The 26,870-nt window shown below is 58.8% G+C and carries 23 protein-coding genes; 6 read left to right on the top strand and 17 right to left on the bottom strand.

Going from position 1 to position 26,870, the window contains the following annotated elements; translation table 11 throughout:
* Window positions 1-91: 91 nt before the first annotated feature.
* A complete protein-coding gene (locus ACWGPT_RS12905; RefSeq protein ID WP_452606017.1) occupies window positions 92-1,423 on the bottom strand; it encodes an ATP-binding protein in 1,332 nt (443 codons plus the stop codon).
* 340 nt (window positions 1,424-1,763) lie between these two features.
* On the opposite strand from ACWGPT_RS12905, the gene ACWGPT_RS12900 reads away from it, so the two are divergent.
* Entirely contained in the window at window positions 1,764-2,534 is a 771-nt protein-coding gene (locus tag ACWGPT_RS12900; protein ID WP_452606016.1) for a MipA/OmpV family protein, read from the top strand.
* A gap of 55 nt (window positions 2,535-2,589) precedes the next feature.
* On the opposite strand, the gene ACWGPT_RS12895 is transcribed toward ACWGPT_RS12900, so the two are convergent.
* The 3 genes from ACWGPT_RS12895 to ACWGPT_RS12885 form a co-directional block, all read right to left on the bottom strand.
* Entirely contained in the window at window positions 2,590-3,306 is a 717-nt protein-coding gene (locus ACWGPT_RS12895; protein ID WP_452606015.1) for a response regulator, read from the bottom strand.
* Between the two features lie 218 nt (window positions 3,307-3,524).
* Window positions 3,525-6,581 carry an efflux RND transporter permease subunit gene (locus ACWGPT_RS12890; RefSeq protein WP_452606014.1) on the bottom strand — a complete coding sequence of 1,019 codons (3,057 nt, stop codon included), beginning with the start codon at window positions 6,579-6,581 and terminating at the stop codon, window positions 3,525-3,527.
* Complete coding sequence (locus tag ACWGPT_RS12885; protein ID WP_452606013.1) at window positions 6,578-7,804, bottom strand: efflux RND transporter periplasmic adaptor subunit; 1,227 nt, start codon at window positions 7,802-7,804, stop codon at window positions 6,578-6,580. Before ACWGPT_RS12885 ends, ACWGPT_RS12890 begins: the two co-directional genes overlap by 4 nt.
* A 509-nt stretch (window positions 7,805-8,313) precedes the next feature.
* Here ACWGPT_RS12885 and rfbB point away from each other — a divergent pair.
* The 4 genes from rfbB to ACWGPT_RS12865 are packed head-to-tail and all read left to right on the top strand — an operon-like array spanning window position 8,314 to window position 11,932.
* On the top strand, window positions 8,314-9,384 hold the full coding sequence (rfbB, locus tag ACWGPT_RS12880; protein ID WP_452606012.1) for a dTDP-glucose 4,6-dehydratase: 1,071 nt from the start codon (window positions 8,314-8,316) through the stop codon (window positions 9,382-9,384).
* A complete protein-coding gene (rfbA, locus tag ACWGPT_RS12875) occupies window positions 9,381-10,265 on the top strand; it encodes a glucose-1-phosphate thymidylyltransferase RfbA (protein ID WP_452606011.1) in 885 nt (294 codons plus the stop codon). The genes rfbB and rfbA overlap by 4 nt, the downstream gene beginning before the upstream one ends.
* A gap of 19 nt (window positions 10,266-10,284) precedes the next feature.
* Window positions 10,285-10,968, top strand: a complete 684-nt coding sequence (locus tag ACWGPT_RS12870) for an NAD-dependent epimerase/dehydratase family protein (RefSeq protein WP_452606010.1) — start codon at window positions 10,285-10,287, stop codon at window positions 10,966-10,968.
* Between the two features lie 7 nt (window positions 10,969-10,975).
* Complete coding sequence (locus ACWGPT_RS12865) at window positions 10,976-11,932, top strand: glycosyltransferase family 2 protein (protein WP_452606009.1); 957 nt, start codon at window positions 10,976-10,978, stop codon at window positions 11,930-11,932.
* A gap of 7 nt (window positions 11,933-11,939) precedes the next feature.
* On the opposite strand, the gene ACWGPT_RS12860 is transcribed toward ACWGPT_RS12865, so the two are convergent.
* From ACWGPT_RS12860 to ACWGPT_RS12805, 12 genes are all read right to left on the bottom strand, one after another.
* Window positions 11,940-12,323 carry a GtrA family protein gene (locus tag ACWGPT_RS12860; RefSeq protein ID WP_452606008.1) on the bottom strand — a complete coding sequence of 128 codons (384 nt, stop codon included), beginning with the start codon at window positions 12,321-12,323 and terminating at the stop codon, window positions 11,940-11,942.
* Window positions 12,313-13,020: a class I SAM-dependent methyltransferase gene (locus tag ACWGPT_RS12855; protein WP_452606007.1), complete on the bottom strand. Its 708-nt coding sequence runs from the start codon at window positions 13,018-13,020 to the stop codon at window positions 12,313-12,315. Before ACWGPT_RS12855 ends, ACWGPT_RS12860 begins: the two co-directional genes overlap by 11 nt.
* Before the next feature lie 307 nt (window positions 13,021-13,327).
* Window positions 13,328-14,086 carry a glycosyltransferase family 2 protein gene (locus tag ACWGPT_RS12850; RefSeq protein WP_452606006.1) on the bottom strand — a complete coding sequence of 253 codons (759 nt, stop codon included), beginning with the start codon at window positions 14,084-14,086 and terminating at the stop codon, window positions 13,328-13,330.
* Window positions 14,073-15,011, bottom strand: a complete 939-nt coding sequence (gene fcl, locus ACWGPT_RS12845) for a GDP-L-fucose synthase (protein ID WP_452606005.1) — start codon at window positions 15,009-15,011, stop codon at window positions 14,073-14,075. The genes ACWGPT_RS12850 and fcl overlap by 14 nt, the downstream gene beginning before the upstream one ends.
* A gap of 3 nt (window positions 15,012-15,014) precedes the next feature.
* Entirely contained in the window at window positions 15,015-16,097 is a 1,083-nt protein-coding gene (gene gmd / locus ACWGPT_RS12840; protein ID WP_452606004.1) for a GDP-mannose 4,6-dehydratase, read from the bottom strand.
* An 11-nt stretch (window positions 16,098-16,108) separates the two neighbouring features.
* Window positions 16,109-17,119, bottom strand: coding sequence for a GDP-mannose 4,6-dehydratase (locus ACWGPT_RS12835; protein ID WP_452606003.1), 1,011 nt, complete (start codon window positions 17,117-17,119; stop codon window positions 16,109-16,111).
* A gap of 23 nt (window positions 17,120-17,142) precedes the next feature.
* The gene (locus tag ACWGPT_RS12830) at window positions 17,143-19,332 is read right to left on the bottom strand and encodes a glycosyltransferase (RefSeq protein WP_452606002.1); all 2,190 of its coding nucleotides are present in this window, start codon (window positions 19,330-19,332) and stop codon (window positions 17,143-17,145) included.
* Window positions 19,235-20,173 (bottom strand): glycosyltransferase family 2 protein, encoded by a 939-nt coding sequence (locus ACWGPT_RS12825; protein ID WP_452606001.1) that lies wholly within the window; start codon window positions 20,171-20,173, stop codon window positions 19,235-19,237. Before ACWGPT_RS12825 ends, ACWGPT_RS12830 begins: the two co-directional genes overlap by 98 nt.
* Window positions 20,174-20,205: 32 nt before the next feature.
* Entirely contained in the window at window positions 20,206-21,204 is a 999-nt protein-coding gene (locus ACWGPT_RS12820; RefSeq protein WP_452606000.1) for a class I SAM-dependent methyltransferase, read from the bottom strand.
* Window positions 21,201-22,067 carry a class I SAM-dependent methyltransferase gene (locus tag ACWGPT_RS12815; RefSeq protein WP_452605999.1) on the bottom strand — a complete coding sequence of 289 codons (867 nt, stop codon included), beginning with the start codon at window positions 22,065-22,067 and terminating at the stop codon, window positions 21,201-21,203. Before ACWGPT_RS12815 ends, ACWGPT_RS12820 begins: the two co-directional genes overlap by 4 nt.
* Complete coding sequence (locus ACWGPT_RS12810; protein WP_452605998.1) at window positions 22,039-23,457, bottom strand: ABC transporter ATP-binding protein; 1,419 nt, start codon at window positions 23,455-23,457, stop codon at window positions 22,039-22,041. The genes ACWGPT_RS12815 and ACWGPT_RS12810 overlap by 29 nt, the downstream gene beginning before the upstream one ends.
* Window positions 23,447-24,265 (bottom strand): ABC transporter permease, encoded by an 819-nt coding sequence (locus ACWGPT_RS12805; RefSeq protein WP_452605997.1) that lies wholly within the window; start codon window positions 24,263-24,265, stop codon window positions 23,447-23,449. The genes ACWGPT_RS12810 and ACWGPT_RS12805 overlap by 11 nt, the downstream gene beginning before the upstream one ends.
* Window positions 24,266-24,519: 254 nt before the next feature.
* On the opposite strand from ACWGPT_RS12805, the gene ACWGPT_RS12800 reads away from it, so the two are divergent.
* Window positions 24,520-25,632, top strand: a complete 1,113-nt coding sequence (locus ACWGPT_RS12800; RefSeq protein ID WP_452605996.1) for a glycosyltransferase — start codon at window positions 24,520-24,522, stop codon at window positions 25,630-25,632.
* Here the strand turns inward: ACWGPT_RS12800 and ACWGPT_RS12795 are convergent.
* Window positions 25,603-26,814, bottom strand: a complete 1,212-nt coding sequence (locus ACWGPT_RS12795; RefSeq protein ID WP_452606218.1) for an AGE family epimerase/isomerase — start codon at window positions 26,812-26,814, stop codon at window positions 25,603-25,605. The two genes, ACWGPT_RS12800 and ACWGPT_RS12795, sit on opposite strands and share 30 nt — an antisense overlap.
* Window positions 26,815-26,870: the final 56 nt, after the last annotated feature.

Here is a 26,870-nt window from a genome sequence, read left to right as displayed (position 1 = left end):
CCGCCATTCTGGTCTGCCTCCCGATCGCCACGCAGCCAGTTCCCTCGTCGAGGGTCGATTACTCAATCGCTCAAACGAAGACGAGGGAGGTTTACCGGTTCGGTGCCAGCGGGAGCGCCAGTCTTGCAATCAGGCCCGTGGGTTGGCGATCCAGTAGTTGAAAGCTACCCCGATGCGTCTCGACGATCTCGGACACGATGGACAATCCGAGACCAAAACCGGAAACGTCGCCCCCTCGTGCTGGGTCCAGCTTGAAGAATGGCTCTCGAACACGTCCTTTGTATTCTTCGGGAATTCCCGGGCCGTCATCGGTCACGTCGATTATCGCACTTCCATCAACCTCAGAAAGTGACACGTCGACTTTGGTGCCGAACTTGACCGCGTTCTGACAGAGGTTGGTAATGGCTCGGGTCAAGGCGAGCGGCTTGAACTCCGCGATGAGACGAAGTGGACCGCTGTACGTCACGTCATGCCCCATGTCGGCGAACTCGTCGCAGATTGTCTTCAGAATGGACGCCAGATCGGCGCGCTGGAAAGCCTCGCGAGTGTGATTGTCTCGCAGATATCCAAGGCTTTCCTGCAGAAGGTGGTCAATCCGCCGGATATCGACCAGCAATGCGTCACGGAGCTCTTCTGGCTGCGCGCGCTCTGCGCGCAGCCGCAGCCGCGTCAAGGGTGTGCGCAGGTCGTGGCTGATGCCGCGCAGCATTCGGGTGCGGGCTTCAACCATGGTTGAGATCCGGCTCTGCATCGCATTCAGCGCGCGCGCCAAGGCTATGATTTCGCCGCTGCCACGTTCTTCGAATGGCGCCGCTTGAACGGAAATGTCCGCCTCCATCGCCGCCGCCGCGATCCGGCGCAACGGGCGGGTGATTGCCCAGACCGCAAACGAGGAAAACAATATGATCAGCGTTACCAGGGCCACGAGGTAGTTCGAGCCAAAGCTCAATGCGTCGCTGCGGAGAAAGCTGCTCGGAAGGGGTTCCATGACGATAATGGTCTCGGCATCCACCTTGGCGGCAAGGACACGCTCCGTCCCGACAAAGGTGCGCCAACCTCCGATCGGCACGGCGACGTTGTCCGGCGGGAACAGCCAGTCGATCGCCGCATGCAGGAACGGCTCTTGTCGTGACGAGGTCACGAAACGTTCGGCGTAGGAGGCGGGCCTCAAGGAAAGGTCCCAGCCACTACGATTTGCCGCCGAGACAATGGTGGCTCTCTCTGCAGGCGTCGCAGCAGAAAGGACAGACGCCATCGCAGAGAGCCGGTCGGAGTAGCTCTCGATGTCGGGGAAGCCGTAATCCGCCTCGACCCAACGCTCCAGCGACGAGCCGGCAATGATAACGATCATCAGGCAGACCAGAATGATGGCGGTGATCTGACCATGGATCGTCCCGGTCGGCAGGCGGATGCGAGGTCGCAATTTATCTCCACGGGCTCATCGGCTGATGCATGTCGGGAACGCGAGCGTCACTTGGGCACCTCGCGCCGGTCAGCTTAGATACTTCCGGCTGAGAAGCCACATTAAGTTTTGTGTCCGTACGCCAACGCCCCCATTGGAAACAAAGCGCAATAAAAATACATGCGCCGGCAGATCCGGCCATGTCAGGAAGACGGGCGTTGCAACACGGTCCCAGACGAGGTTGGGGTCCCCGTGTGAGATCACTGGAGCACCCATGTTTTACACTCAACGGACAGTCCGACATTGCCTTTCTAAGGCCATATCCGGCGTTGTCGTCGTCAACCTTGCCTACAGTATTTCTATGACGTGTGCCGAAGCGGCTGATGGCGGGACGACCGGTCAGCCACCAGAACCACTGTTTGACGAAGGTCGTTTCGAAGGCGAACCAGAACGTAACTGGAGCCTGATCGTTGGCGTCGGTGGTTCTTATCAGCCGGAATATGAAGGCAGTGACGAATACAAGCTCAGCCCCATACCGGTCGTGTTATTCACGTACGGGGAGTGGCTGGAGATCGATCCCCGCGGCGTAACAGTCGCGGCGCTTCGGCATGATGGTTTCGCGCTCGCAGGCAGGGTCGGCTACGAGAGCGGACGCGACAAGGACGATGGCGACCGGCTTCGCGGCCTGGGTGAGATCGATTTCGCGGCAACCGTCGGCGCCAGGGCATCCTACACCTGGAATGCACTCGAACTCTATGCGGCGATCGACCAGACAATCGACGGGAGCGAAAGCCTGATCGGCACGTTCGGCGCCGAGTACAAGGCACCGGTTACGGAACGACTGATCCTCGGTGCCAACATCGCGGCTACTGTTGCCAACGACAAGCATATGGAAGCCTATTTCGGCGTGAACGCCAGCCAGTCGGCGCGGTCGGGCCTGCCGGAGTACAAGGCGGAGGCCGGCCTCAAGCGCGTCGATCTCTCAGCTTCCGCAACCTATATTTTGACCGACAACTGGCTGCTACGGGGTGAAGCCGGGGTCGGGGTTCTCACCGGCGATGCGGCCGATAGCCCGATCGTCGAGCAGGACGTTCAGCCGTCCGTCTCCCTGTTCGTCGGCTATAGATTCTAGATCTAGCGATCGTGTGGCGAGAATAGGAAAGCCGGGCGTTGCCCGGCTTTCCTGTCTAAACCTGCTCGACCATGGCGGTGAACACGTAGCCGCCGAGCCTGACGGTCTGTAACAGGACCGGATTGCGTGGATCCGTTTCGATCTTCTGGCGCAGACGGCTGATGTGGACGTCGATGCTCCGCTCGATGGGGCCGGCGAGACCGGTATGCGTCAGCGAGAGCAGTTCCTCCCGGGTTATGATCCGGCCGGGATTGCGGCAGAAAGCCAGAAGAAGGTCGAACTCCGTCGTTGTCACAGCCACTCGAGCGCTGCTCGCATCGTGCAATTGTCGGCGGAGCGGATCGATCTGCCATCCCTCGAAGCGCAGTTTTCGCTGGCCGGCCGTATTGACGAGACCATAGGAGGATCGCCGCAGAAGGCTTCGAATACGAGCAACGACCTCTCTCGGACTGAAGGGCTTGGTGACATAATCGTCCGCGCCGACCTCCAACCCCACGATACGATCTACCTCCTCTCCGAGTGCCGTCAACAGGATGATGGGCGTGGTCTTCTCCGAGCGTATTCGGCGACAGATGCTCAGGCCATCCTCTCCAGGTAGCATGACATCAAGGATGATGAGGTCGAACTCGTTGCTGCGGAGAAGAGCATTCATCACATGACTGTCTTCGGCGACGGTCGGTGTCATGCCGTTCTCATGAACGGTCAGGGCAAGAAGCTTGCCGATTTCCGGATCGTCCTCGACAATCAGGATCTTTGCGTTAGCGCTGGTCACATGCACGCGGTTCGTCTCCTGCCTGAACGCAGACACTATCGTTGCCGCAGGCCGCAGATGTTTCCGATTATTAAATTTTGTTGCGACGCTTGGGAAGGTTGCCGGGTTTGTAGATCGGCAGCATCCAGGAACGGCGACGAGGCGGCGGACTGGGCAAGCTTGATCATATCGCCTGCAGGCGAGACCAATGACCGCGTCAGCGATCTTCAGGCGCCCGGTTAGGCAGACCGGAGGAGGGGCGTGACGCTGCGGTTTAGGCGATCGCTGACGTCGCCGAGAATCAGATGCAGAGAGGGAATTACGATCAGCGACAACACCGTGGACACGAGCAATCCGCCAATTACGGCGATTGCCATAGGAGCGCGGAACTCGCCGCCATCCCCGGCCCCGAAGGCTGACGGAAGCATACCTCCTGCCATCGCAAGCGTGGTCATGATAATGGGACGGACGCGCTCCAGGCACGCCTCGACCACTGCTTCGATGCGGGACTGACCCTGCGCCTCCCGTTCGATGGCGAAATCGACGAGCATGATCGCGTTTTTGGTGACGATGCCCATCAGCATCAGGATGCCGATCACAACCGGCAGGGAGATGGCGTGACCGCTTGGGAGTAGAGCTGCCGCCACGCCACCTAGGGAAAGCGGTAGGGACGCCAGAATGGTGAAGGGCGACAGGACACTTTTGAACAGCAGGATCAAGACGATCATGACGAGCAGGATACCCGCTCCCATGGCAACCGCGAAGCTCTCAAAAACCTCCCCTTCCGTGTCGGAATCGCCGGTCGCCTGAACGCGGACGCCATCAGGCAGATCTTTGACACTCGGTAGCTGCAGCAGCCGTTCCATCCCCTGCCCAGAGGTCAACCCTACCGCTACATCTGCGCCGATCTCAATGCTGCGCTGGCGGTCGAGACGGTCGATGGCAGCCACGGTTTCGTCGAAGCTGATCTCCGCCACGGCCGATAGGGGAACATCGGCGCCATTCGACCGGGGCACGCGAAGCGTTTCGAATATTGCCATGTCGCTTCGGGCAGTACGATCGAGGAGCACCCGGATCGGGATCTGTCGAGACCCGTCGATATAACTCGCCAGCTGCGAATCGACGTCGCCGACGGTCGATATGCGGATCGTCCTGGCAATCGCCGCAGCGGACACCCCCAATGTTGCGGCCTCGTCCGGGAATACGGTCACCTTCAGTTCCGGGCGCGTGGCGAGGGTGTCGCTGGCTGGAGCGACGAAATTTGGCTCGCTCGCCATCTCCTGCAGAATTCTGTCGGCCGCCTCCTGCACCATGTCGCCATCGGTGCCCAACACGGACACAGAGACGTCGCGGCCGCCACGGCTGTTGAGGAAGCGGAGGCGAGCATCGGGAATGACGGCCAGAAGTTCTTCGATTTCGGCTTCGACATCGAAGGACGAGCGGGTCCGTTCCGATTTGTGTTTCAGATCGATCGAAACGACCGCATGACGCACATCCTCGCGACCACCGATGCTCCATCCGGCACGAACAAGAACGCCCTCCACTTCCTCCAGCTTGCCGATTTGCGCCGATATCGCATCCGTCGTGATGCGAGTGTCGGCAAGCGTCGCGCCCGGCGGCATCTCGACCGTCAGCATCAACCGCCCGGTATCCTCGGCCGGCAAGAACGTCGTGGGCATCGAAAGTAGGGACGTCACGGCCAGCCCGAATAACGCGAAGGCCAGGCTGGCTGTTATCCATCGCCCGCGCAGACTAAGGCGCAGCATTGCTTCGTAAGCCGATGACATTCGGCCTTTGCCGCCCTCGGCGGTCGGCGTACCGGTCATTACGTAGGCAGCCATGATCGGAGTGATCAGGCGAGCAACCACGAGAGAGAAAAACACCGCAACGGCGACAGTGAGGCCGAATTCGCGGAAGTAGAGGCCGACGACACCGCTCATCAATCCTACCGGCGCGAAGACCGCGATGATGGTGGCCGAAATCGCGATGACTGCGAGGCCGATCTCTCCGGACGCGTCGAGCGCCGCGCGATAGGCAGTCTTTCCCATGTTGCGATGACGTACGACGTTCTCGATCTCGACGATTGCATCATCGACGAGAATGCCGGTCACCAGCGTGATAGCCAGCAGACTGAGAATGTTGAGTGAGAAGCCAAACAGGTCGAGCGCGAAGAACGTCGGTATGATCGACAGCGGCAAGGCCACGGCCGCAACCAGTGTCGCGCGCCAGTCGCGCAGGAAGAGAAACACGACAACGATCGAGAGAGCGGCGCCCTCGAGCAGCGTGTCCATCGCGGAGTGATAGTTGCCTGCGGTATAGGAAACGTTGTCGTCGACGAGGGTGAAGCGCAGGTCGGGCTGCGACTTGCGAAGCTCGTCAACGGACCCGGCAACGTCGGCCGCGACAACCACGTCACTTGCTCCTTGAGCTCGATAAACGGCAAAGCCGACGATCTCGGCGCCATTCAAGGTCGCAAAGCTTCTTTGTTCTGAGACTGTATCGCGAACCGTCGCCAGGTCTGCCAGGCGCAACGAATTTTCACCGGAAAGGGCGAGGCGCTGGTTTTCGAGATCCGCCACCGTACGGGCGGCCGCTGCGGTCGTCAGGATCTGTTCGCCGCCGTCCATCTCGCTGCGCCCACCTGACCGCTCAAGCTGGCTCTCCCGAATGGCCTCGTTGATCGTACTGACGGACAGCGACAGTGACTGCAGCCGATCAGGATCCACTTGGACCTGAATTTCCCGGTCGGCCCCGCCGACCCGCTCAACCCGCCCGACGTCCGGAAGCCCCTGCAGTTCGCGGGAAACGGCGTCGTCGACGAACCATGAGAGTTCCGCCACCGTCATGTTCTGACTTGTGACGGCATAGGTGACGACGGACTGGGCCTCCTCCTCGACCCGCTCGATCACCGGCTCGTCAATGGTAGTCGGAAGGTCCCCTCTGATGCGGGCAATCACGTCGCGGACGTCGGCCATCGCCCGGTCTGGTGAAACCGTCCCGAGTTCAAATTCGACGGTCGTGACGGTTTGACCCTCCCCGATCGATGATGACAGTTCCTTGATGGCCGGCAGCGAAGCGATGGCATTTTCGATCAGGCGGGTCACCTCGGTCTCGAGTTCAACCGGTGAAGCGCCCGATCGCACGACAGTCACCTGCACTCCTGGCGTAACGATTGTAGGGAAGTGGGTGATCGGCAATCTGGCAAAGCTGTAGAGCCCAAGCATTGTAAGTACGACGAACAGCAGAACGGATGGCAGCGGATGGCGGATCGCCCAGGCAGAGATGTCGCCGTTCATCGCACTGCTCCGGTCTCTGCCGTTGCCGCAAGCGAGGCTGCAAGATCATGTGGCGGTGACCGATCGGCAATAATGACCGGCAATACCCGATCCGCCACCTTCAGGAAGCCTCCCGATTTCAGGACGACCATGTCTCCGTCATTGACGCCTTCGACGATCTCAACGAACCCGTCCTGGCGCGTCCCGACAGCGACCTTACGCGTCGCCACGACATCGCCCTCGACGACCATCACGGAGCTTGAGCCGCCTGCGGTCTTCACCGCGCTGCCGGGAAGAAGGATATTCCGGCGAACGGACGCGTTGATGCTGGCTCGCGCGAACATACCGGGTTTCAGGCCCTGCGTCGCGTCTAGCTCGATCCGCACTTCTCCGCTCCGCGTCGTCGGATCGAGTTCGGCCGCATTCAGCCTCACGGTGCCGCCGACAGGACGTGCGCCCCCAGGCAAGGCAATATCCGCGCGCATGCCTTCGCTCAGATGGAGGAAAGCTGTCTCCGTGACCTTCGCGACGAACTCAATAGCAGCATCCTTGGCGATGACAAAAAGCGGCGTGTCTGCAACGGATGTCATGGCACCGACCCGGGTTGAGCGCCTCAAGACAAGTCCCGCCTCAGGCGCACGCACGGTACTGCGCTCGATCGTGAGTTCGATCTCTTCACGCTCACGTGCCGTGATCTCTGCGTCCGCTTCGGCGAGCACCAGCGACTGGCGCGCCAGGTTCAACTCCGCCAGTGCGCGGGCATGCGCGTTTTGATGTTCATCCAGCAACTGCTGAGAAACGGCTCCCTTCGGGTGCAATGCGCGGCTGCGCTCGAGTGTCTTCCTGGTCTCCAGTTCGGTGACGCGAGCGACGTCTACCCTGCTGGCCTCCACCGATACTGCGGCCTTCGCCCGCCGAATGCGCACCGAGATTTTCTGGAGCAGCATACGGGCATCAGTCGTATCGAGCACCGCCAACGCTTGGCCCCTTTCGACACGTGCTCCGCTCTCGATCAGGATTTTCTCGATCACCGATCCCTGAACGAGGGCGTGGACCTGGATCTCTTCCCTTGCCGCCAGCGAACCGACGATCGGAATCCGTTCCGTCACCTCGCCTTGCCGGGCAACGACGACCGTGACCGGTGTCTGCTCCCGTGCTTGCGGAGCCGAGACGGCGGCAAGGGAGAATAATATCAGGCCAACGTGGCGCGAATGTACAGCGAGCGACTTCGAGACCCTAACCATAAGAACGTCCTTACATTCGATCCGAAAGCGCTCCGGATGACACCAGTGGAACTTTAACGGCACGTGGGTCCGACAGTGTTTTGTGGTGTTACGAAACGTTGCCGCTGGCCGGTTTCAATGGGGACGTGAATGGTTTCCGGAGCTGCGTCGGCTCGACCGATCTCGAAGACCGCACTTGGATCGCCGGCGACTACGACACGATGGCCGACATCCTGCTCGACGCGTTCCTAGCGCGATACTGCTGCAGCTTGCCTCGCTCAAACCCGCCCAAACCCGAACGTCGTGACCGGTTCGAACGAATGCCCGAGCGGAGGCCGCAACGAGGATGTTCGAACCCCCGCCGCATCTTGGCGAGAGACGGGTGAAGGTGGGTGGCAAAACTAATGGAGCCATCGATAGCCAGCAGTGCGTTTGACCGACCGTTTAGGCTCGTGTAAGGCCTGCCTGCGAGGGTCTGAAGAAAGTCCGACTTCCTTCAGGGACGATTTCATGGGTGGGACAAGTAGCCAATGACGATAGTCGTGACGGGAGGCGCAGGTTTCATCGGCAGCAACTTTGTGCTGGAATGGCTGCAGTGCCGTGACGAACCAGTCGTCAATGTCGACAAGCTCACCTATGCAGGAAACCTGAGGAACCTTGAGTCGCTGACGGACGATCCGCGACACATCTTCGTCCGGTCCGATATCGCTGACAAAGCCCTCGTTTCCTCCCTGCTTTCCGAGCATAGGCCGAGAGCCATTCTCAATTTTGCGGCGGAGTCGCATGTCGATCGATCCATCCACGGGCCCGAGGCTTTCATAGAGACGAACGTGGTCGGAACGTTCCGGCTGCTTGAGGCCGCGAGGGCCTACTGGAGCGCCTTGCCTGATCCTGAGAGGAGCCAGTTTCGGTTCCTGCATGTCTCTACCGACGAGGTCTACGGCTCGCTGAGCCATGGTGCTGCTCCCTTCAGCGAGGTGAGCCGTTACGAGCCCAACAGCCCGTATTCAGCCAGCAAGGCAGCTTCCGATCATCTGGTGCGGGCGTATCACCATACGTACGGTCTGCCGGTGCTGACCACCAACTGCTCGAACAATTACGGCCCGTATCATTTTCCTGAAAAGCTTATTCCCTTGTGCATCCACAACGCGCTGTCGGGAAAGCCGCTGCCGGTCTATGGTGACGGGCAGCAAGTTCGCGATTGGCTGTATGTGAAGGATCACTGTTCGGCAATCAGGAGCGTCGTTGACGGTGGATCGGTTGGGGAGACTTATAACATCGGCGGATGGAACGAGATGGCCAATCTCGACGTCGTCAGAGCACTCTGCGCAATTCTCGATGAATTGAAGCCTCGTGCCGATGGAGTGTCTTATGCGGAGCAGATTACCTTCGTGAAGGACCGGCCGGGCCATGATCGCCGTTATGCGATCGATGCCAGCAAGATAGAGAGTGAACTGGGCTGGCGTCCAGCGGAGACATTCGAGACCGGCCTTCGCAAGACGGTAGAGTGGTTTCTGGACAATCAGGCCTGGGTCGAGGACGTCACAAGTGGCGCATATCTCACCTGGGTCGGAAAACAGTATGACGGAGCAGGCCGTTGACTCGTAAGGGTATCATTCTTGCCGGAGGTTCCGGGACGAGACTCTACCCGATCACTGAGGGGATCTCAAAGCAACTGCTACCGGTCTATGACAAGCCTATGATTTACTATCCGCTTTCGGTCCTCATGCTGGCGGATATTCGGGACATCCTGATCATCACCACGCCCGAGGACCAGCCGGCTTTCCAGCGGTTGCTCAAAGACGGGAGCCAATTTGGCATCAACCTCGAATACGCCATGCAGCCAAGCCCCGATGGGCTCGCGCAGGCATTCATTATAGGAGAATCCTTTATCGGCGGCGATGAGGTTTGCCTCGTCCTCGGCGACAATATCTTCTACGGTCAAGGCTTCAGCCCGCTCCTGCAACGCGCCACCGCAACGGACCGCGGCGCAACTGTATTCGGCTATCCAGTCAAGGACCCGGAGCGCTTCGGAGTGGTGGAGTTTGATTCCGAGATGCGGGCAATTTCCATTGAAGAAAAACCCGAAAATCCAAGAAGCCACTATGCCGTGACCGGACTTTATTTCTACGACAACGACGTGGTGGAAATTGCAAAGGCGGTGAAGCCGTCTGCTCGCGGCGAATTGGAAATCACCAGCATCAATCAGCATTACATGCAGAACGGGCTGCTGAACGTCGAGGTGCTGGGTCGAGGCTTTGCATGGCTTGACACGGGCACTTTTGAAAGCCTGCTGGAAGCATCTCACTTCGTGGAGATCATCGAGAAGCGCCAAGGATACAAGATCGCCTGCCTGGAGGAAATTTCCCTTCGCAATGGCTGGATGACCGCAGACGCCCTGGCCGCAAGGGCGCATGCCTTGCGCAAGAACAGCTACGGTGTGTACCTTGGCGAAATAGCTCGTCAGGTTGGAGGCAGCTAGCTTTCATGCGGCTTGTGCCATGATCATTGGCCGAGGACTGGTTGCGTCGGCGTTCCGTCCTTATTTCGGGGAAGATCCCGAGATAACGGTCTTTGCGTCCGGCGTGTCGAATTCGAGGGAGACTCGTGTCGAAGAGTTTCTCAGAGAGGAGATGTTGCTTCGGGCGTCGCTGGAGACGGCAGAGCGAATTCTCTATTTCGGCAGTTGCAGCGTGCTCGATCCGGACATGTCGGATACCCCTTACGTCCGCCACAAGCTGAAGATGGAAGCTCTAGTACAGAGTGCTCGCCGGCCAGCCATATTCCGCCTGCCGCAGGTCGTTGGGGCGTCATCCAATCCCAATCTTCTCACGAATTTTCTGTTCAGCAAGATCCGGACGGGGGAGCATTTCAACGTCTGGAGGAATGCGCGGCGTAATCTTATCGATGTTGACGACATTGCTGCCATCGTGGCCCATCTCGTTCGCCACGATCGCCCCGGGCGGGGGGGCTACAATATTGCGTGCCCATTTTCGGTCTCGGTCATCGATGTCGTCGAAACCTTCGAGTTGGTTCTGGCTCGGAAAGCCGACTATTCAGTGGTTGATGAAGGCGGAGACTATGTTATCGACGTTCCCGAAGTAAGGCGGGCAGCCGCGGAATTGGGGCTGTCGTTCGACGAGGGATATCTCGAACGGACGATCAGAAAATATTACAGAGGGTGAAAAGGTCTTGAAGCTTTCGGTCGTCATTCCCGCCTATGGAAGCGAGCTTACGATTGCCGAGCTGGTGCGGCAGCTGGAGGTCGTGCTGAGCGAAGCACCGACCGTGATGGGCGATTACGAGATCATTCTCGTCTGTGATCATTCGCCGGACGGTACCTGGGACGTCATAAAACAGCTGGCGGCCACTCGCCCCAAAGTGTCGGGGGTCCTGCTCCGCATGAATGCCGGCCAGCACAATGCCCTGATGGCGGGTTTTGCCCGCGCCGCCGGGGATATCGTGGTGACCATGGACGATGATCTTCAACATTCGCCCGGTGACATCCCCAAGCTCCTTGAAAAGATCGCCGAAGGGCATGACGTGGTTTACGCCCGTTTCAAGAATCGGAGCCACGCGGCCTGGAAGATTGCAGGCAGCAAATTCAACAACAGAATTGCCGCCTATCTCATGCAGAAGCCGACGGATCTTTATCTTTCACCCTTCCGGGCGATCAAGTCAGCGATCTGCAAGGACATCCTGACCTACTCGGGGCCATATGTTTACGTGGACGGGTTGATCCTGTCGTTTACCAGGAATATTGCTTCCGTAGATGTCGACCATTTCGAACGCTTTGCAGGAAGCAGCCGGTACGGGCTCAGGAAGTCCATTTCTCTCTGGCTGAAAATGGCAACCAGCTTTTCGCTGGTGCCGTTGCGCCTAACCTCCCTGCTGGGCATCGTCGTGTCCTGCCTTGGATTTCTTTTCGCATTTTTGCTGGTCATCCAGAAATTGACGACAGACGTGATGCCTGCGGGCTGGGCGTCTCTTATTGTCGCCGTTCTCGTGATCGGCGGCGTGCAGCTTCTTGCTCTCGGCGTCCTGGGAGAGTACCTGGGCCGCGTGCTTCTCACCATCAACTCTCGGCCGCAATATGTGGTTGGCGAGACGGTGGGTTCGTCGAACCCAGAAAAATGCGAGGAAAAATAGCTGCCGCCTAGGTGCGTTTAGAATCTTGCCTTGCAAAGACATAGAAGCGCGAGCCGATGTACCCACAGAACGTATAGGTGCACATGCCGAAGAGCTGGGCGAAGTAGCTGTTAATGAGAAAAACGTCTCGAGCGAATGTCATTGCCGCGAGGTTGGCTACATAACAAGTTCCTACGAGGCAAAGATACTTAATTACGCTATTTTTTGTTGCCTTTGCGCGGAACGTCCAAATGCTGTTCATTACGTAACTGATTACGATTCCTATAGAATAGCCTAGAAGGTTAGCTAATACGTCTCCGACACCTAAATACATCGAAGCGTATATCAGTGTTAGGCTGACGGAGGTGTTGAAAACGCCAACCGACAGATAGCGGAAAAGTTCAACGGTCAATGTGTTTTTCTTTCTGGGCGGTCACAGAATACTGTGCGCCAAGTGGCATCCAACTCAGGTATCTCTCCATTGGACGAAGAGATGCAAGCTTACGCGGGAAAAAGATTCTGTAGTGGTGTCGCACTGCCTCAAACCGCACGTCGCCAAGAGTTTTGCGGAGATGGTGGGCCGTCATTAGGCGGGCATTTTTGTCGAATTCGCAAGTGTTCACCGCGTGGACAGTCAGAGGATTCCAGGGATTGTGCTCGAATATTGCGACCAAGCCGCCTCGTCTCAGTACCCGGTGGATCTCGCTAAGCCATTTCCTGTGCTCCTCCCACGGGATGTGGTGGAACACGCATGCTGCAAATGCCACGTCGAAACTATTCTCCGGGTAATCGATAACTTCGTCTAGTAGTGAGTACGTTACCTCCTCGCCGTACCGGGATCTTGCGATCTCCAAACTCTTGCCTGAAACGTCTATCCCAACGATTTCAGCGTCTGGAAAGCAATTCAAGAAGTATCGGCTTGATGTTCCAACCCCACAGCCGAAGTCCAATATACGTTTCACTGAAACCGACCTGGCTGCCGCATGATTGACCAAGTCCGCTACCTTGTACTCGGCAAAATATTCTGGAGCTTCTCCTGATGCGGTGATTACATTGGCGTGCAGTTGGCGATACTCGTCCGCGAACCGATCAAATTCACTCTCATCCAACTTCACCACTCCCCTTGACCTTCGTTATCTTCAGATTCGAAAATAGGAAACAGCTGCTATGTCTGATGGCGGAACGGAAGGATCGTATTCTTTGGTGATGCTTTCTAAAGAGGCTGAGGCCTGCGCGATAAACGTCTGAAATTTCCGTATCTAATTCTCATTCCAAGAATTCTCGCGTGCTTGGGTGAAAATCGTCGGTAGCAGCATAGAGCCTCTCTGTTTCGCAGGCGAGGATGTGCGTATCACGTACCAAGAAGATGTGGGTTTTTTTACGTCATCGGATGTCCGGGGCACCTTAACCCCGTGGCTACCTCATTAGCGACCTCCACCACACGGCGTAAGGCTGCGCGAGCCACCACTTAAGGGGCACCCGACCGTGATGCCTGCGCACCAGGTCGATGGCTTCGCGGTAGTGCAGTCGGCGGTTGTTGCCCGTCTTCGTGGCGTCGTGGACGCGATTGACGGCGACGAAGTCGTCGATGAAATGGGGGGCGCCTGTCGTCTTGTAGAGACGCCACCAGAGATCGTAGTCCATCGTCATGTGCAGGGCAGGGTCCACGCCGCCGACGTGTTCCCAGGCGGTGCGGCGGATCAGCGTCGCGGGCTGGGAGATGATGCAGCGCAGGGCGAGCCTCCGCTCCGCGAAGGGCTCCACCCATACCGGCCGGCGTGCGCCCGTATCTTCCAGGTGGTTCCAGCAACGGCCGTAGACCATGGGTGCGTCCGGCATCGCCTCGGACGCCTCGATCAGGCGCGACAGCGCGCCCGGCAGGAACCAGTCGTCGCTGTTCAGCCAGCAGACGTATTTCGCCCGTCCTCGTGCGATCCCCTCGTTGATTGCCGCTGCCTGTCCGTCGTCGCCATGGCTCCGGTAGCCTGCGAGGCGATCTTTCCAACGGGAGATTACTTCAAGGGAATTGTCCGTGGAGCCGCCGTCCATGACGAAAACTTCGACAGGAACGTCCTGTTCGAAGATGGAGGCCAGCGCCTGATCCAGGAAGCGTCCCTGATTGTAGGATGGCACTGCGACGGTAACGAGTGGATCTGCCAGCTTAGTCTCCGGCATGTTTGGACAGGAAGTCGGCATAGGCGAGCGCAATGCCCTCGCGCAGCCCGATCTTTGCCGTCCAGCCTCGTTCCTTCAGGCGGCTCACGTCGAGAAGCTTGCGCGGAGTACCGTCCGGCTTGCTGGCATCGAAGACGATGTCTCCCTTGAACCCGACGACGTCCATGACCGTTTCGGCGAGCTCGCGGATGGTGACATCCGTTCCGGTACCGACATTGAAGAGCCCGTCGGTGATCGTCTCGTCTTCCATCAGGAAGAGGCAGGCGTGCGCCATGTCGTCGACATGGAGGAATTCGCGCATCGGACGGCCGGATCCCCAGACCGTATAGGTGCTGTCCCCGCGAAGTTTCGCCTCATGAGCCTTCCGGATCAGCGCAGGCAGGACGTGGCTATTGGCTAGGTCGTAATTGTCGTTGGGCCCGTACAGGTTTGTCGGCATCGCGGAGACGTAGCTCGTTCCGTACTGCCGGTTATAGCTTTCGCAGAGCTTCACGCCGGCGATCTTGGCGATTGCGTAGGGTTCGTTGGTCTGCTCCAGCGGGCCGGTCAGCAGATAGTCCTCGCGGATCGGCTGCGGGCAATCGCGAGGATAGATGCAACTGGAGCCGAGGAAAAGCATGCGCTTTATCCCGGCCTGCCAGGCGGCGTGCACGATGTTCGCCTCGATCATCAGGTTCTGGTAGAGGAACTCGGCGCGATATATGTTGTTGGCCTGTATCCCCCCGACCTTGGCGGCCGCCATGAAGATGTAGTCCGGCCGCTCGGTCGACAGGAAATCAGTCACCGCCTGCTGGTTCGTGAGGTCCAGCTCCGCGTGCGACCGGGTCACGACATTCGCGTAACCCAGGTCGGTCAGTCGGCGTACGATCGCCGATCCGACCATGCCGCGATGCCCGGCAACATATATCTTGGCGTTCTTGTCCATGGTCTACTCGTGGTAATCGTAGGCGGAAAAGCCGTGCCGCTTGACCAGCTCATCGCGCTCGGCGGACTTCAGATCCTCGCGCATCATCTCCGCGACCAGTTCCTTGAAGGTGATCTTCGGCTCCCAGCCGAGTTTCTGCTTGGCCTTCGCAGGGTCGCCGAGCAGCGTTTCCACTTCGGTGGGACGGAAATAGCGCGGATCGACCGCGACGATGCAACGACCCTTGTCGTCATAGCCCTTCTCGTCGACGCCTTCACCCTTCCAGGTGATGCCCAGCCCGATTTCCTGGGCGGCGGCATCGACGAATTCACGCACGCTGTACTGCACGCCGGTGGCGATGACGAAGTCTTCCGGTTCGTCCTGCTGCAGCATGAGCCACTGCATCTCCACGTAGTCCTTCGCGTGGCCCCAGTCTCGCTTGGCGTCCATGTTGCCGAGATAGAGGCAATCCTGCAGGCCGAGCTTGATGCGCGCCAGGGCACGAGTAATCTTGCGCGTCACGAAGGTTTCGCCGCGCACCGGGCTTTCGTGGTTGAAGAGAATGCCGTTGCAGGCGTACATGCCGTAGGCTTCCCGGTAGTTTACCGTGATCCAGTAGGCATAGAGCTTTGCCACCGCGTAAGGCGAGCGGGGATAGAAGGGGGTCGTCTCCCGCTGCGGAATCTCCTGCACCAGTCCGTACAGTTCCGACGTCGAAGCCTGATAGAAGCGGGTTTTCTTCTCCAGCCCGAGAATACGGATTGCCTCGAGGATGCGGAGTGCACCAAGGGCATCCGAGTTGGCCGTATATTCCGGCTCCTCGAAGGAGACAGCTACGTGGGACTGGGCCGCCAGATTGTAGATCTCGTCCGGCTGCACGTGCTGAATGATCCTGACGAGGCTCGACGAATCCGTCATGTCGCCATAGTGCAGGACCAGCCGCTTATTTTTCTCGTGCGGATCCTGATACAGATGATCGATCCGGTCGGTATTGAAGAGTGACGTGCGCCGCTTGATCCCGTGGACCTCATAGCCCTTCTTCAGAAGAAACTCTGCAAGATATGACCCATCCTGGCCAGTAATCCCGGTGATAAGTGCCTTTTTCACGATGTCCTCGACTAAGTTAATTGTCTTAAACGCGCCAGTTGCGCTTCAACCATTCGCCGGACCATCTCTTCAAAAGTGACGGTCGGCGACCACCCAAGAATTTCTTCGGCCTTGGCCGGATCTGCCAAGATCTGACCCGGTTCCAGCGGCCGCACCAGTGCCGGGTCGCTGAATACACATTTTTGCCAGTCACGGCCAACCGTTTGATAGGCGATCTCGCATAATTCCGTCAGTGTATGCAGGCTGCCCGTGCCAATGACGAAATCGGTCGGCTTTTCCTGCTGAAGAATCATCCACATAGCGCGCACGAAATCCGGCGCATAGCCCCAATCGCGCGCAATGTTCAGGTTGCCGAGGGCGAGCCGCCCGCCTTCAACGATCGGGCGGCCTCTTTCGTTCATGTCCGGGGAGTTTTCGATTCCCAGAGCCGCGCAGGCGGCGCCGTAGGCAACCTTCTGGGTCAGGAAGTGCAGCGGCCGTCGTTCACTCTCGTGATTGAAGAGGATGCCGCTGGCGATATAGAGGCTGTAGCTGTCGCGGTAGATCGCGGCCATGTGGTGGGCGTAGACCTTGGCCGCGGCATAGGGATTGACCGGATGAAAGGAAGTCTCCTCATTCTGCCGCGGGTCCTGGGACTGACCGAACATCTCGGAAGAGGAGGCGTGGTATACGCGTGCTTCCGGTCGATGAATGCGAACCGCTTCGAAAAGCTTGATCGCAGCCAGGCCATTCACCTCAAGCGTCTCCGGCGCCCGCGCCCATGATTCTCCAGGGCGAGACTGGGATGCGAGATTGTAGATTTCATCCGGCTTCGTTTCATGGAGGACATGGGCGAGTTCCAGGTCCTCGATCAGGTCACCGAAGAGAATGTTTACCTGTCCGGCCAAGTGGCTTGCGCAGTTCGGCGCAGCCCAGCTTGCAGGCCGCGCCAGTCCATAGACCTCATAACCCTTCCCGAGAAGAAACTCCGCGAGGTAGGAGCCGTCCTGCCCCGTTATTCCTGTGATCAGCGCTCGTTTCATTCGGCCCCTGGTACGTCTAATCTTTACTGGAAACGTCGGCGCAGCGCGGCCGAGCGGAACCATGCCCCCCGGATCAGGTTTCCCGCCCACGGCAGTTGGCGGTCGATCAGGTTGAACATCGTTCGCGCCACGAGCTTGGTTCTCGCCCTGTCCCCTCCAATGTCCCGCGCCTGCGCCAGGAAGCCCAATACGGCCGGGATTCTGTGCACATGTGGTAGAACTCGTTTAAGGCCGCGCCCCCCAGCCCACGCCTCATAGAAGCGGTACGCCCAAAGGCCGTTGTAGTAGCTCAGGCTGACATACCCACCATGTTTCTCGCAGATCTGGAAGACCTCCCGATAGATTATCCCGCGCATTGCCAGTGTCTTTGCATCCTCGTGCAGCCGGGACTGCGCGAGTTTTTTCGGCGTATGCCGGATGATTGCCCCGGATGTCGCCATGCGAAGCCAGTATTCGTAGTCCATCGCGGTCTGCATCGAGACGTCGAACGGTCCGATCCTCTCTGCAATGCGTCGGCGCCAGAAGGCCGCCGGCTGGCAGACGCAGCAGTCATGCATCAGGCGCCCCAAGGAATAATCGGCGGTGTTGTACTTGCCGATGACGGCGCCGTCCGCGTCGATGTAATCGGCATTGCCGTACACCATGTCGCATTCCGGATGGTCATTGAAAAACCGGACTGCAGTTTGCAGCGCACCGGGAAGCAGGATGTCATCCGAATTCAGGTAGGCCAGGATTTCTCCGTTCAGTAGCTTCATGCCCTTGTTGATGGCATCTGCCTGGCCCTCGTCCGGCTCCGAAATCCACCGGATGCGGTCGCCATAGCTCTTGAGGATCTCGACGGTCTCGTCGGTGGAAGCTCCATCCATGACAAGGAGTTCGACATTGTCGTAGCTCTGGCTGAGCACGCTGTCGATCGACTCGCGGATAAACTGGGCTTGATTGCGGGTCGGCATGACAATGCTGACGAGCGGCCTTCGCTGCTTGTGTTCGACCGGGTTCTGAGAGACCCGTTGCAATGCCGCGCGGAGCGAATGAGCGGGCTTTGCCCAGTCATAGGCCGCCACCCGCAGTTTCGCCTTTTCGGAGAGGCTTTCTCTCAAGCCCTCTTCAGTGGTGATGCGGCGCATCAGGTTCGCCATCGTCGGTATGTCGGTCGGATCGCAGGACAGCACGGCATCGCCTCCGACCTCGGGAAGGGACGTCGTGTTGCTGCAGAGAACGGGCGTCCCGTGATGGAATGCTTCCAGCAGGGGCATGCCGAAGCCTTCGAAAAGGGAAAAGTAGACAAGCGCTGTCGCATTGGCAAAGAGAGCGGCAACCTGCCTGTGCGGAAGAAAGCCAAGGTGGACGACCGGAAGGTCTTCAAAACCCTTGATGCTCTGCTCCAGGCCATCGGGGCTTCCCGTCAGGACGAGACCGGTATTCGGAGGAAGGTCCGGGAGGGCGAGCTTGAACGCCTCGAACAGGCGGCGGTGGTTCTTATGCGGCCAGAGGTTCGCCGGCATGTAGAAGTAGTGATCGAAGGCCGCAGCTTCCGCAGGCAGGTCGCTCTTGCTCGGGGTTTCCCGCAATTCTTCGGGAAGAGCCGCAGGCATGAGGAACACGTCATCCGTCATGGTCCAGCCGTTGCTGACCATTGTCTCGCGGGAATGATCGGTCATCGTGGCGATCGCGCCGGCGCGGGAGAGAGCAGCTCCAAAGGCGCGGCGCCGCGCCGCCAACACGGCAGGCTGAAAGAAGTCCGGAAAGAATTCGTGCTGGATGTCCGGAATTACGAATACTTGCCGGGGAAATGGAAACTCCGGATCATTCTCTTGCGGGTAGGTTCGCAGGAGTGCGTCAGGACGCATGCTGTGGCAGTGACGGGTCATCTCCGCGTAGAAGGCCGTCGGGTGATCGTCCAGCGCCACGAATTCCACATTCGGGGCGACAATCTTCAGCGGTGGAGCGCCGGGACGATGGAAGAAGACAAACCTGTCTTCCGGGTAGAGGCGCACCATTTCCCTGACGACGCCGTGAACCCAGGGGACAATGCCTCCGGATACGCCCGGCACCAGCGGGTACAAATCTATCGCGACCGTCAAGGGGCCGCCCTGCGCAGGAATGATGCTCATGCTAGAACCTCTTCTGCAAGCTGCGCCGAAGTTCTCGTCCAATCCGGTGGTAAAATTTGGGCCGGGTTTGCTTTCTGCCCGAGACGAGAGGGGTCGCACCGGTACTGATGGGCATACCAGAGGCATTCACACCTAACCGCTGCATATCCTCCTGCACTTCCTTCCACAGATTGAGCAAAGCCGTATGGGTTTGCTGGCTGAACAGGTCGTCGCTCGATTGGACGAGTGAATTCATGTTGTCCAGCCAGTAGCAGAGGGCCCCCGGTGACATCGGGCGTCCGCTGTGGCGCTCCGCCAGAAGGCGGATCTCTTCGACCCGCCGGAAGCCGCCCGTCGCCGTCAACGTCTCGCCCCACTCGCGGGAAGCCGCGATAACCGCCTCGACCGGGTGAGGTTGCGACAGCTTCGCGAGCCGGATCCAGAGGTCCCAGTCGAAGCTCCAGCGCAAGTTCTCATCGAGCCCGCCCAATTGCCGGAGCACCGGCCCGTTCATGAAGGTCGAAGGCTGGAGAATGTAATCCAATCCGCCCAGCAGGGCTTCGTGATTGTAGAGCATGGGACCGTCGTTGAAGACGGCGGTCCTGCGGCCTTCCTTGTCTGCGCGTATCCCGTTGCCGAACCAGAAGCTCGCCTCGGGTGCGGCCCGATACGCTTCAGCGATCGCTTCGAATGCGCCAGGCAGATAGAAATCGTCCGCATTCAACCAGGCTACGATGTCGCCCGTGCACTTTAGCAAGCCCTTGTTGATCGCGTCGGCGGCACCTCTGTCAGGTTCGCTGACATGCCCCGTCAGCCACCCGTCGTTCTTGCGGATGACATCGAGCGTATTGTCGGTAGAGCCGCCATCGATGATGAAATGCTCCACCTCGGGCCAATTCTGCGCTCGAATGGAATCGATGCATTCCTGCAGAAACCGCCCCTGGTTGAGGGAGGGCGTCACGATCGAAATCCTGGGCTTCTTTTCGCTTGAGGTCATCTCGGCCTGAACTTTGCGAGTGGCATACCCTGCTTCTCTTGGATCATTTTCGTCAGCGTATGAATCTGCTCGAGCCTGGCCTCCCGGTCGGCGTCTATCAGCTTTACGTGTTCATTGAGGCGCTTGATTTCCTCGTCCTGATCGAGAAGTGCCTGAACAAATCGGCCCTTTGGAGTCTCAAGTGCCTTCGTGGCCTCCTCCGCGGAGACCGCGGCGATCGGCTGCCTGCTGACGACGAAGAACATGTCATACTGGTAGAAAATGGGCGGCTCGAACTGAACGAAGCTTGCTCCGAGCCGTTCAAAGAGGGTGGTCGCCGAGCTTTGAGTGAAAAGGTAGAGATGTTCGTCGGACTTGAACTGCTCGAGGAAGGGAGCGTTGCTCTCTACCAGGGCAGGGTAGGTCATCTCATCTTTCGCCTGCGGAGTCTGGATGAGAAGGATTCCGTCCGGCTTAAGCAATCTGAGGGCGTGAGACATCGTCCCAACGGGATCGGGGAGATGTTCCAGCACGTCCATCAAGGCGACTACGTCGAATGTTCCCGCTTCCAGTTCGGTGTTTTCGACGGGCCCGACCAGCATGGGTATGTCGAACGTTTCCTGTGCGAATTCGACTACCCACGGGCTCATCTCCATGCCGGAGGCGTCGTAGCCCGCCTGCCGTAGTAGCGCCACGAAACTTCCGTGCGAACATCCCATCTCAAGCACTTTGCTTGGAGGGGCCTTATAACGGAGTAGCGTTTTGAGCCAGTGCAGGTTTCGATCAGTCAAATCCCTCTTGGCTCTTTGGAAGATGTTCGGGAAGCCAAGATCTTGGTTTTGATGCTCAAGCCAGTATTTCTTGCCGTAGAAATCGGCGTCGTCGTCTGCAACTTTTAGTTCGTCATCTGACAGGCCTACGCAGGATACCAGCGTGCCGCAGGCAGCGCACCTTACATACTCTGGGCTAAATTCATGATGTTCTGTGCTCCCGCACCAGCACGTTCTAGGTATCATGGCTTGACTTTCCTCACGCTGAACACTGCTCCCGTACAATCATGCCAGTCCTGCTCCATTTCCAGGAGGCCGTTCATGATCTTGCGAAACGCTGAAGGGAATTTGGGGTTGGAGGCGAGCATGGGGTGTACGATTTCGCCGAACTCTCCTCCGGCTTTCCGTTCGAGATGCCACAAACTATCCATTAGGGCCCACAGGCTGCCACTATAGCGAGGAAGGATGGGTATGTGGCTTTCGACGACCATTCCTGCCTTGTTGAAGGCCTCCGTCCATTCTTTCACTTTCAACGGGTTGGCCAGATGGTGATACTCCATGAACTTCGCTTGAAGCCCTTCAGCGACCTGATCGAACCCGGCTTCGGATACCATCGCAGGCAATAGCGACCATTCTACAAATCTGTTCGTAACCACGCTGCATGAGAGGGTGCCACCGGGAGACAGACATCTCGCGATCTCGGTCAACACTCCATCAAGGTTATCCATATGTTCCAGTGAACAATTGGCGAAGGCGTGATCAAAGCTCGAATCCTGCTCAGGAATCTGATGTGCCACGGTCGTGTGGACCGAACGGTAGACGCCGCTTTGTCTACCTCTTTCGGCTGTCTCCGGATCCATATCCACGCCAACGACGTTCTTGGCTCCGGGCCAGATCAACTGGAAATATCGACCGTCCCCGCAGCCGATATCAAGGATGCGGCCCTTGATCTTATGGTGCTGATAGGCTGCATATTCCCAAGCCCGCCAGTGGCTGAGTGGTGGGATGTAGGGATAGAGTGCCGCTACCGCGTCGTAGCCGCGAAGCACTTCATCAATGGGCAGGATCTTCGTTCGGATTTCAGTTTGTGCTGTTTCGGGCAAAGCCATATTCAAACGTTCCTGGTAGATCCGCTATTCCGTGGTGGGTAAGGGGAGGGCCATGGTGGACGGGGCGCCAGCCGACGGCAAGTACCCCCGCGTGAGGAAGGTGACACAGGCGGACAATCCGCGAGAATATCCGCTCGTGATTGAGGTTGCTCATCTCCCTATAGGTGTCGCCGTCGATCGTTGCTAGTCCAAGTTCGAACGTGTATTCGCCGAGTTCTAGCTTGAGTTCAACCGTTTGACGACATTGTATGACGACGCCTGCCGGGAGGTGATCCGGTGCTTTGGCATAATGCTCCAACGAGCCTTTCCCGTGAACGTTAACGCCGCGCTCATTCTGGAGAACGACCCCGGCCAGCGGGACCGAAATGGGTTCCAACGTGAGGAATTCGGAGTAGAACACGGCTGTCTCGCCCTGGGCGAAGCTCGCACATCGATTTCCCTGGGTATCGCAGACTGCGTAGCGCAGGCACTTCGCCCAGCCGTTCCCGACCTGGGTCTTGCCACTCGCGTCAATAAAGCTGCTGTCGCCGGGCCAGAAATCAAAGCTTGATGCTTCACCGACGCTGATTTCCGGCGGCGCCTTACTGGCCCCTCCATCCACTGCCGCCGCCGGCAGGGCTCTTTCCTGATGCAATTGATAGTATCGCTTTGCCGCCTCGGTGGCATTGCCGATGAAGTTCATCCTGCCGTGGTCGAGCAGGATTGCGCGATCGCAGAACTGCTCGATGTCGGTCATGGCGTGGGAGACCAGAAGCACCGCCGCGCCGGAAGCCCTGATTTCCTCAAGGCGCGCATAGCACTTCTGGCGAAAGAAGACGTCGCCGACAGCCAGTGCTTCGTCGATGATGACGATGGAGGCGTCGATATGGGCCTGCACTGCGAAGGCCAGGCGAACGAACATTCCGCTGGAATAGGTCTTGACGGGCTGGTTGATAAAGTCGCCGATATCCGCAAAGGCGACGATCTGCTCGTATTTCTCTTCGATCTCGCTGCGGCTCAGGCCCAGGATGCGGGCATTGAGAAGAACGTTCTCGCGCCCGGTGAAATCGGGATTGAAACCGCTGCCCAACTCCAGAAGGGCGGCAACGCGGCCTTTCACAGTGACGTCGCCGACCGTGGGGGCCAGCGTGCCCGCCAGGATCTGCAGCAGAGTGCTCTTGCCGCCACCATTGCGCCCGATGATGCCCAGCGTTTCGCCCGGACGCACCTCGAACGAGATGTCCTGCAACGCCCAGAACTCCCGATGATAGCTAGGCAAGGCATCTCGCCGCCCGACCAAGTGGGCCAGTCTGGGCAAGACGAGTTGCTTCAGGCGGTCACGCGGGCTGTCGTAGATGTCGTAGCGCTTGCCGAGGCCGCGAACTTCGATGACTGGTTCGTTAGAGGACATCTGCGAAGCCTCGTCTGGTCTTCTGGAACCATGCGAAACCGAGGTAGAAGATGGCTGATCCAATGACCAGGCTGGTGCCCCACGCCGCCCAGTTCAGGGGTTGTCCCCAAAGGAGTGCGTCTCGCAACTGGATGACGGGGAGGGTGATCGGGTTCAAGATCAGAAGGGACTGGTAGATCGGCGGCAAGGCGGTGATGGGATAGAAGACGGGCGCCAGGAAAAGCGCAACCGTCGTCAGCATGCCGATCACCTGGGCAAAGTCGCGAAGATAGACGCCCAGTGAGGCGAGGAACCAGCTCAGGCCCAGCACCATCAGAAGCATGGGCAGCAGAATTACGGGAATAAGCAGGCCCGCAGGATGCAGGGGGGTGCCGGACAGTAGGCAGAAGAGCAGGAGGACGAGGAGGCTGACGACGAAATTGCCGAGCGCCGTCCCCATGGTCATGAGAGGCAGTATCTCCAGCGGGAACACGACCTTCTTGACGTAGTTCGCGTTCGAAAGGATCAGGCTGGGCGCGCGGACCAGGCATTCTGCAAACAGCGCGTGAACGATCAGCCCGGAGAAGAGGATGATGGCGAAGTTTACATTGTCCTCGCCTGCGACGTTCCACCGTGCCCTGAAGGCGACGCTGAAGACGAACGTGTAGATGGCAAGCATCAGCAGCGGGTTGAAGAGCGACCACGCTAGGCCGAGCAGGGAACCCTTGTAGCGCGCCACGAAGTCACGCTTCGTCAGCTCCCAAAGAAGGCCCCTGTTGAGGATCAGCGTTCGGGCGGGCGCTAGCGGGTCGACCGGGTGATTTTTCATAGAAGCAGAAAAGTCCATCGCTATGGTCAAAAATGCCGTGGCCGCCCGTTGTCACCGCCATCGAGAGGGTTCAGTGACGGATCGTGAGTAGCGCGGCAATAAACGTTCCGTCTCTCCAAGACAACCCCGTCAGGCCGCCCGGCCCGGTGGGAGCCGGTCGTATACCCATTCTCCGCGGCGGGGAGCCTTGCCATGCCAGGAGAAATCGGTTCTTGATCTGCGCCGCTCCAAACCGACCCTCAGGCTTTGCCCGCATGAAAATTCTGCATTTCTTCAAGACATATTGGCCGGATACCTTCGGGGGTGTCGAAAGGACAATCGCGGCGATCTGCCAGGGTGTGGAGCGGCATGGCATCCAGTCAGACGTCCTTTCCCTGAGTCCCGAGCCAGAGAAGAACTCGCGCCAGTTCGGCGGGCACTTTGCGCACAAGGCCCAGCTCGATTTCGAGGTCGCTTCCACGGGCTTTTCTCGCGCCGCGTTTCGCCGGTTCCGGCAGCTCGGTCGGCAGGCGGACATCATTCACTTCCATTTTCCATGGCCGTTAATGGATGTCATCCACCTGACCAGCCACCTGCAAAAACCGGCGGTCGTCACCTATCACTCGGATATCGTGAAGCAAAAGACGCTGCTCCGTCTGTACGAGCCGCTGATGTCGCGCTTCCTGGGCAGCATGGATGCTATCGTCGCGACTTCGCCGAATTATCTCCGGTCCAGCCCCGTCCTTCATAAGTTCAGCTCCAAGGTGGAGGTCATTCCTCTCGGCCTTGACGAAGCCAGCTATCCTGTCGTCGACGCGGAGCGCCGGGACGTCTGGAGGGCGAAGCTTCCGGCACGCTTCTTCGTGTTCATTGGCGTGTTCCGCTATTACAAGGGGATACACGTGCTGATGGAGGCGGCGGAAAAGACCGGCATTCCGATCGTTCTGATCGGCGGCGCCGAGACCGATGAGTTTCGTCAGGAGGCGCAGCGTCGCGGGATTGACAATATGTACTTCGTCGGAAGTCTTCCGGACGAGGACAAGATGGCCGTTCTGGACCTCAGTGTCGGCCTCGTTTTCCCGTCTCACCTACGCTCGGAGGCCTTTGGGTTGTCCCTTGTGGAGGCTTCAATGCGGGGGAAGCCGATGATCTCTTGCGAGATCGGGACCGGTACCAGCTACGTGAACCGGGACGGGGTGACCGGCCTGGTCATCGATCCGGACAACAGCGACGCGTTGGCCGCGGCCATGAGGCGACTGTTGGACGATCAGAAAATGGCGGACGAATTCGGCGCGAACGCCCGGCAGCGATATCTGGACAACTTCACGGCCGAGCGAATGGCCGATTCCTATGCGCGTCTATATGAGCGGGTGGGCCGCCCTTCCTGATGCCTCGGCAATCTGTCTCATGCGGTCTTCGAGTTCATAGATCGCACAGACTATGTGATAGAAGGAACTGCCGGGAGCAGGCTCTTCCTCGAAGCGGCCTGTCTTGTCCAGTTTGTCTCGCCAACCACCTGCCAGCGGCACGTCCAGGAAAAGGTCGAGCGCTCTGACTGCGTTCCGTGCGGAAGCCAGATAATATTCGCGTTCCTCCCCCTTCGAAATGGTGGCTAAGCGGACCGCCGACTTAAGCCATTCGGTTTGAGGCCAGAGCCGCGCGAGTGGGTCATGAACGGAGAAGTCATCCAGAAGCGACATGACTGCCACGCCGCGCTCAGGACAGATTCCATGGGTCACGCCGATCTGAAACAAGCGTTTGGCCACCGACAGGGCATCGCTTATCCTGCGACGCTCGGCCCAAATCGCCAACAACCATGACCACTCGAACTGGTGACCTGGTTCCACAATACGGCCCTTGATGCCGAGAGCCGGTCGCCAGTCCCCGTCGAAGAACTCACGGAGTGCGCCTGACCTGCCGTCGATGAAGCGGCTCATGCAGAGCTCCGCAATCTCATCGGCTAGTGCCCCCCATATTTCGCTATCGAATCCCGCCTGTTCTTCGCAGGCGAGCGCCGCCTCGAACAGGTGCATGTGCGGGTTGGAACAGAGCGGGAGGCGTTCCGGGCGCGCTTCATGGAAGCCTGCCTTCTGGTGAGCGTAATCACATCTCAAGGCTTCGAGGAGGCGCAGCGCTCGGCCGGACATCTCCGGTGCTAATCCCGGTATCGCTTTTGCGGTGTAGCAGAATGCCAATATCGCGAAGGCCTGATTATAGAGATCGAAGCTCTCGTCGATCAGGCGGCCCTCGAAGGTCGCGAGCGCGCCATAGAAGCCGTTAGGTAAGCGATACACCTGGTCGAAGTAAGCGAGACCCGATTGAACCGGGTTAGACCAATCTCCGGACCAACCCCGGACGCCAGCTTCGGCGAAGCAATATATCTGCCGAGGTTGAACGCGGCTACGCCGATGGACCCGGGTCGCTTCGCCGTTCAAATCCAACGATTCCGCGAAGCCGCGCTCCGCATCGAATGCGTTTGAACGCCACAGGGGAAGCGCGGTGAGGTGCAGCCAGCCCTTTAGCCGGGAAGATGCCTGAAGGAGCGGCGGAAGGTGAGGAGAATCAAGCATCATGACCCCAAAGTTCTACCGCGTCGCTCAAGAGAATTCCTGTCGGCAAGAGGTCG

The sequence above is a fragment of the Pseudorhizobium sp. NPDC055634 genome (assembly GCF_053618655.1).
This window is presented reverse-complemented; position numbering and strand designations above follow the sequence as displayed.

What these genes read in the sequence shown, in the direction of transcription:
- ACWGPT_RS12885 (WP_452606013.1), bottom strand. Translation starts at nt 7,804, where the DNA reads ATGGTTAGGGTCTCGAAGTCGCTCGCTGTACATTCGCGCCACGTTGGC.
- ACWGPT_RS12835 (WP_452606003.1), bottom strand. Translation starts at nt 17,119, where the DNA reads ATGAAACGAGCGCTGATCACAGGAATAACGGGGCAGGACGGCTCCTAC.
- ACWGPT_RS12900 (WP_452606016.1), top strand. Translation starts at nt 1,764, where the DNA reads ATGACGTGTGCCGAAGCGGCTGATGGCGGGACGACCGGTCAGCCACCA.
- ACWGPT_RS12795 (WP_452606218.1), bottom strand. Translation starts at nt 26,814, where the DNA reads ATGCTTGATTCTCCTCACCTTCCGCCGCTCCTTCAGGCATCTTCCCGG.
- fcl (WP_452606005.1), bottom strand. Translation starts at nt 15,011, where the DNA reads ATGGACAAGAACGCCAAGATATATGTTGCCGGGCATCGCGGCATGGTC.
- rfbB (WP_452606012.1), top strand. Translation starts at nt 8,314, where the DNA reads ATGACGATAGTCGTGACGGGAGGCGCAGGTTTCATCGGCAGCAACTTT.
- ACWGPT_RS12800 (WP_452605996.1), top strand. Translation starts at nt 24,520, where the DNA reads ATGAAAATTCTGCATTTCTTCAAGACATATTGGCCGGATACCTTCGGG.
- ACWGPT_RS12820 (WP_452606000.1), bottom strand. Translation starts at nt 21,204, where the DNA reads ATGATACCTAGAACGTGCTGGTGCGGGAGCACAGAACATCATGAATTT.
- ACWGPT_RS12870 (WP_452606010.1), top strand. Translation starts at nt 10,285, where the DNA reads ATGATCATTGGCCGAGGACTGGTTGCGTCGGCGTTCCGTCCTTATTTC.
- ACWGPT_RS12890 (WP_452606014.1), bottom strand. Translation starts at nt 6,581, where the DNA reads ATGAACGGCGACATCTCTGCCTGGGCGATCCGCCATCCGCTGCCATCC.
- ACWGPT_RS12805 (WP_452605997.1), bottom strand. Translation starts at nt 24,265, where the DNA reads ATGAAAAATCACCCGGTCGACCCGCTAGCGCCCGCCCGAACGCTGATC.
- ACWGPT_RS12810 (WP_452605998.1), bottom strand. Translation starts at nt 23,457, where the DNA reads ATGTCCTCTAACGAACCAGTCATCGAAGTTCGCGGCCTCGGCAAGCGC.
- ACWGPT_RS12850 (WP_452606006.1), bottom strand. Translation starts at nt 14,086, where the DNA reads ATGCCGGAGACTAAGCTGGCAGATCCACTCGTTACCGTCGCAGTGCCA.
- ACWGPT_RS12815 (WP_452605999.1), bottom strand. Translation starts at nt 22,067, where the DNA reads ATGGCTTTGCCCGAAACAGCACAAACTGAAATCCGAACGAAGATCCTG.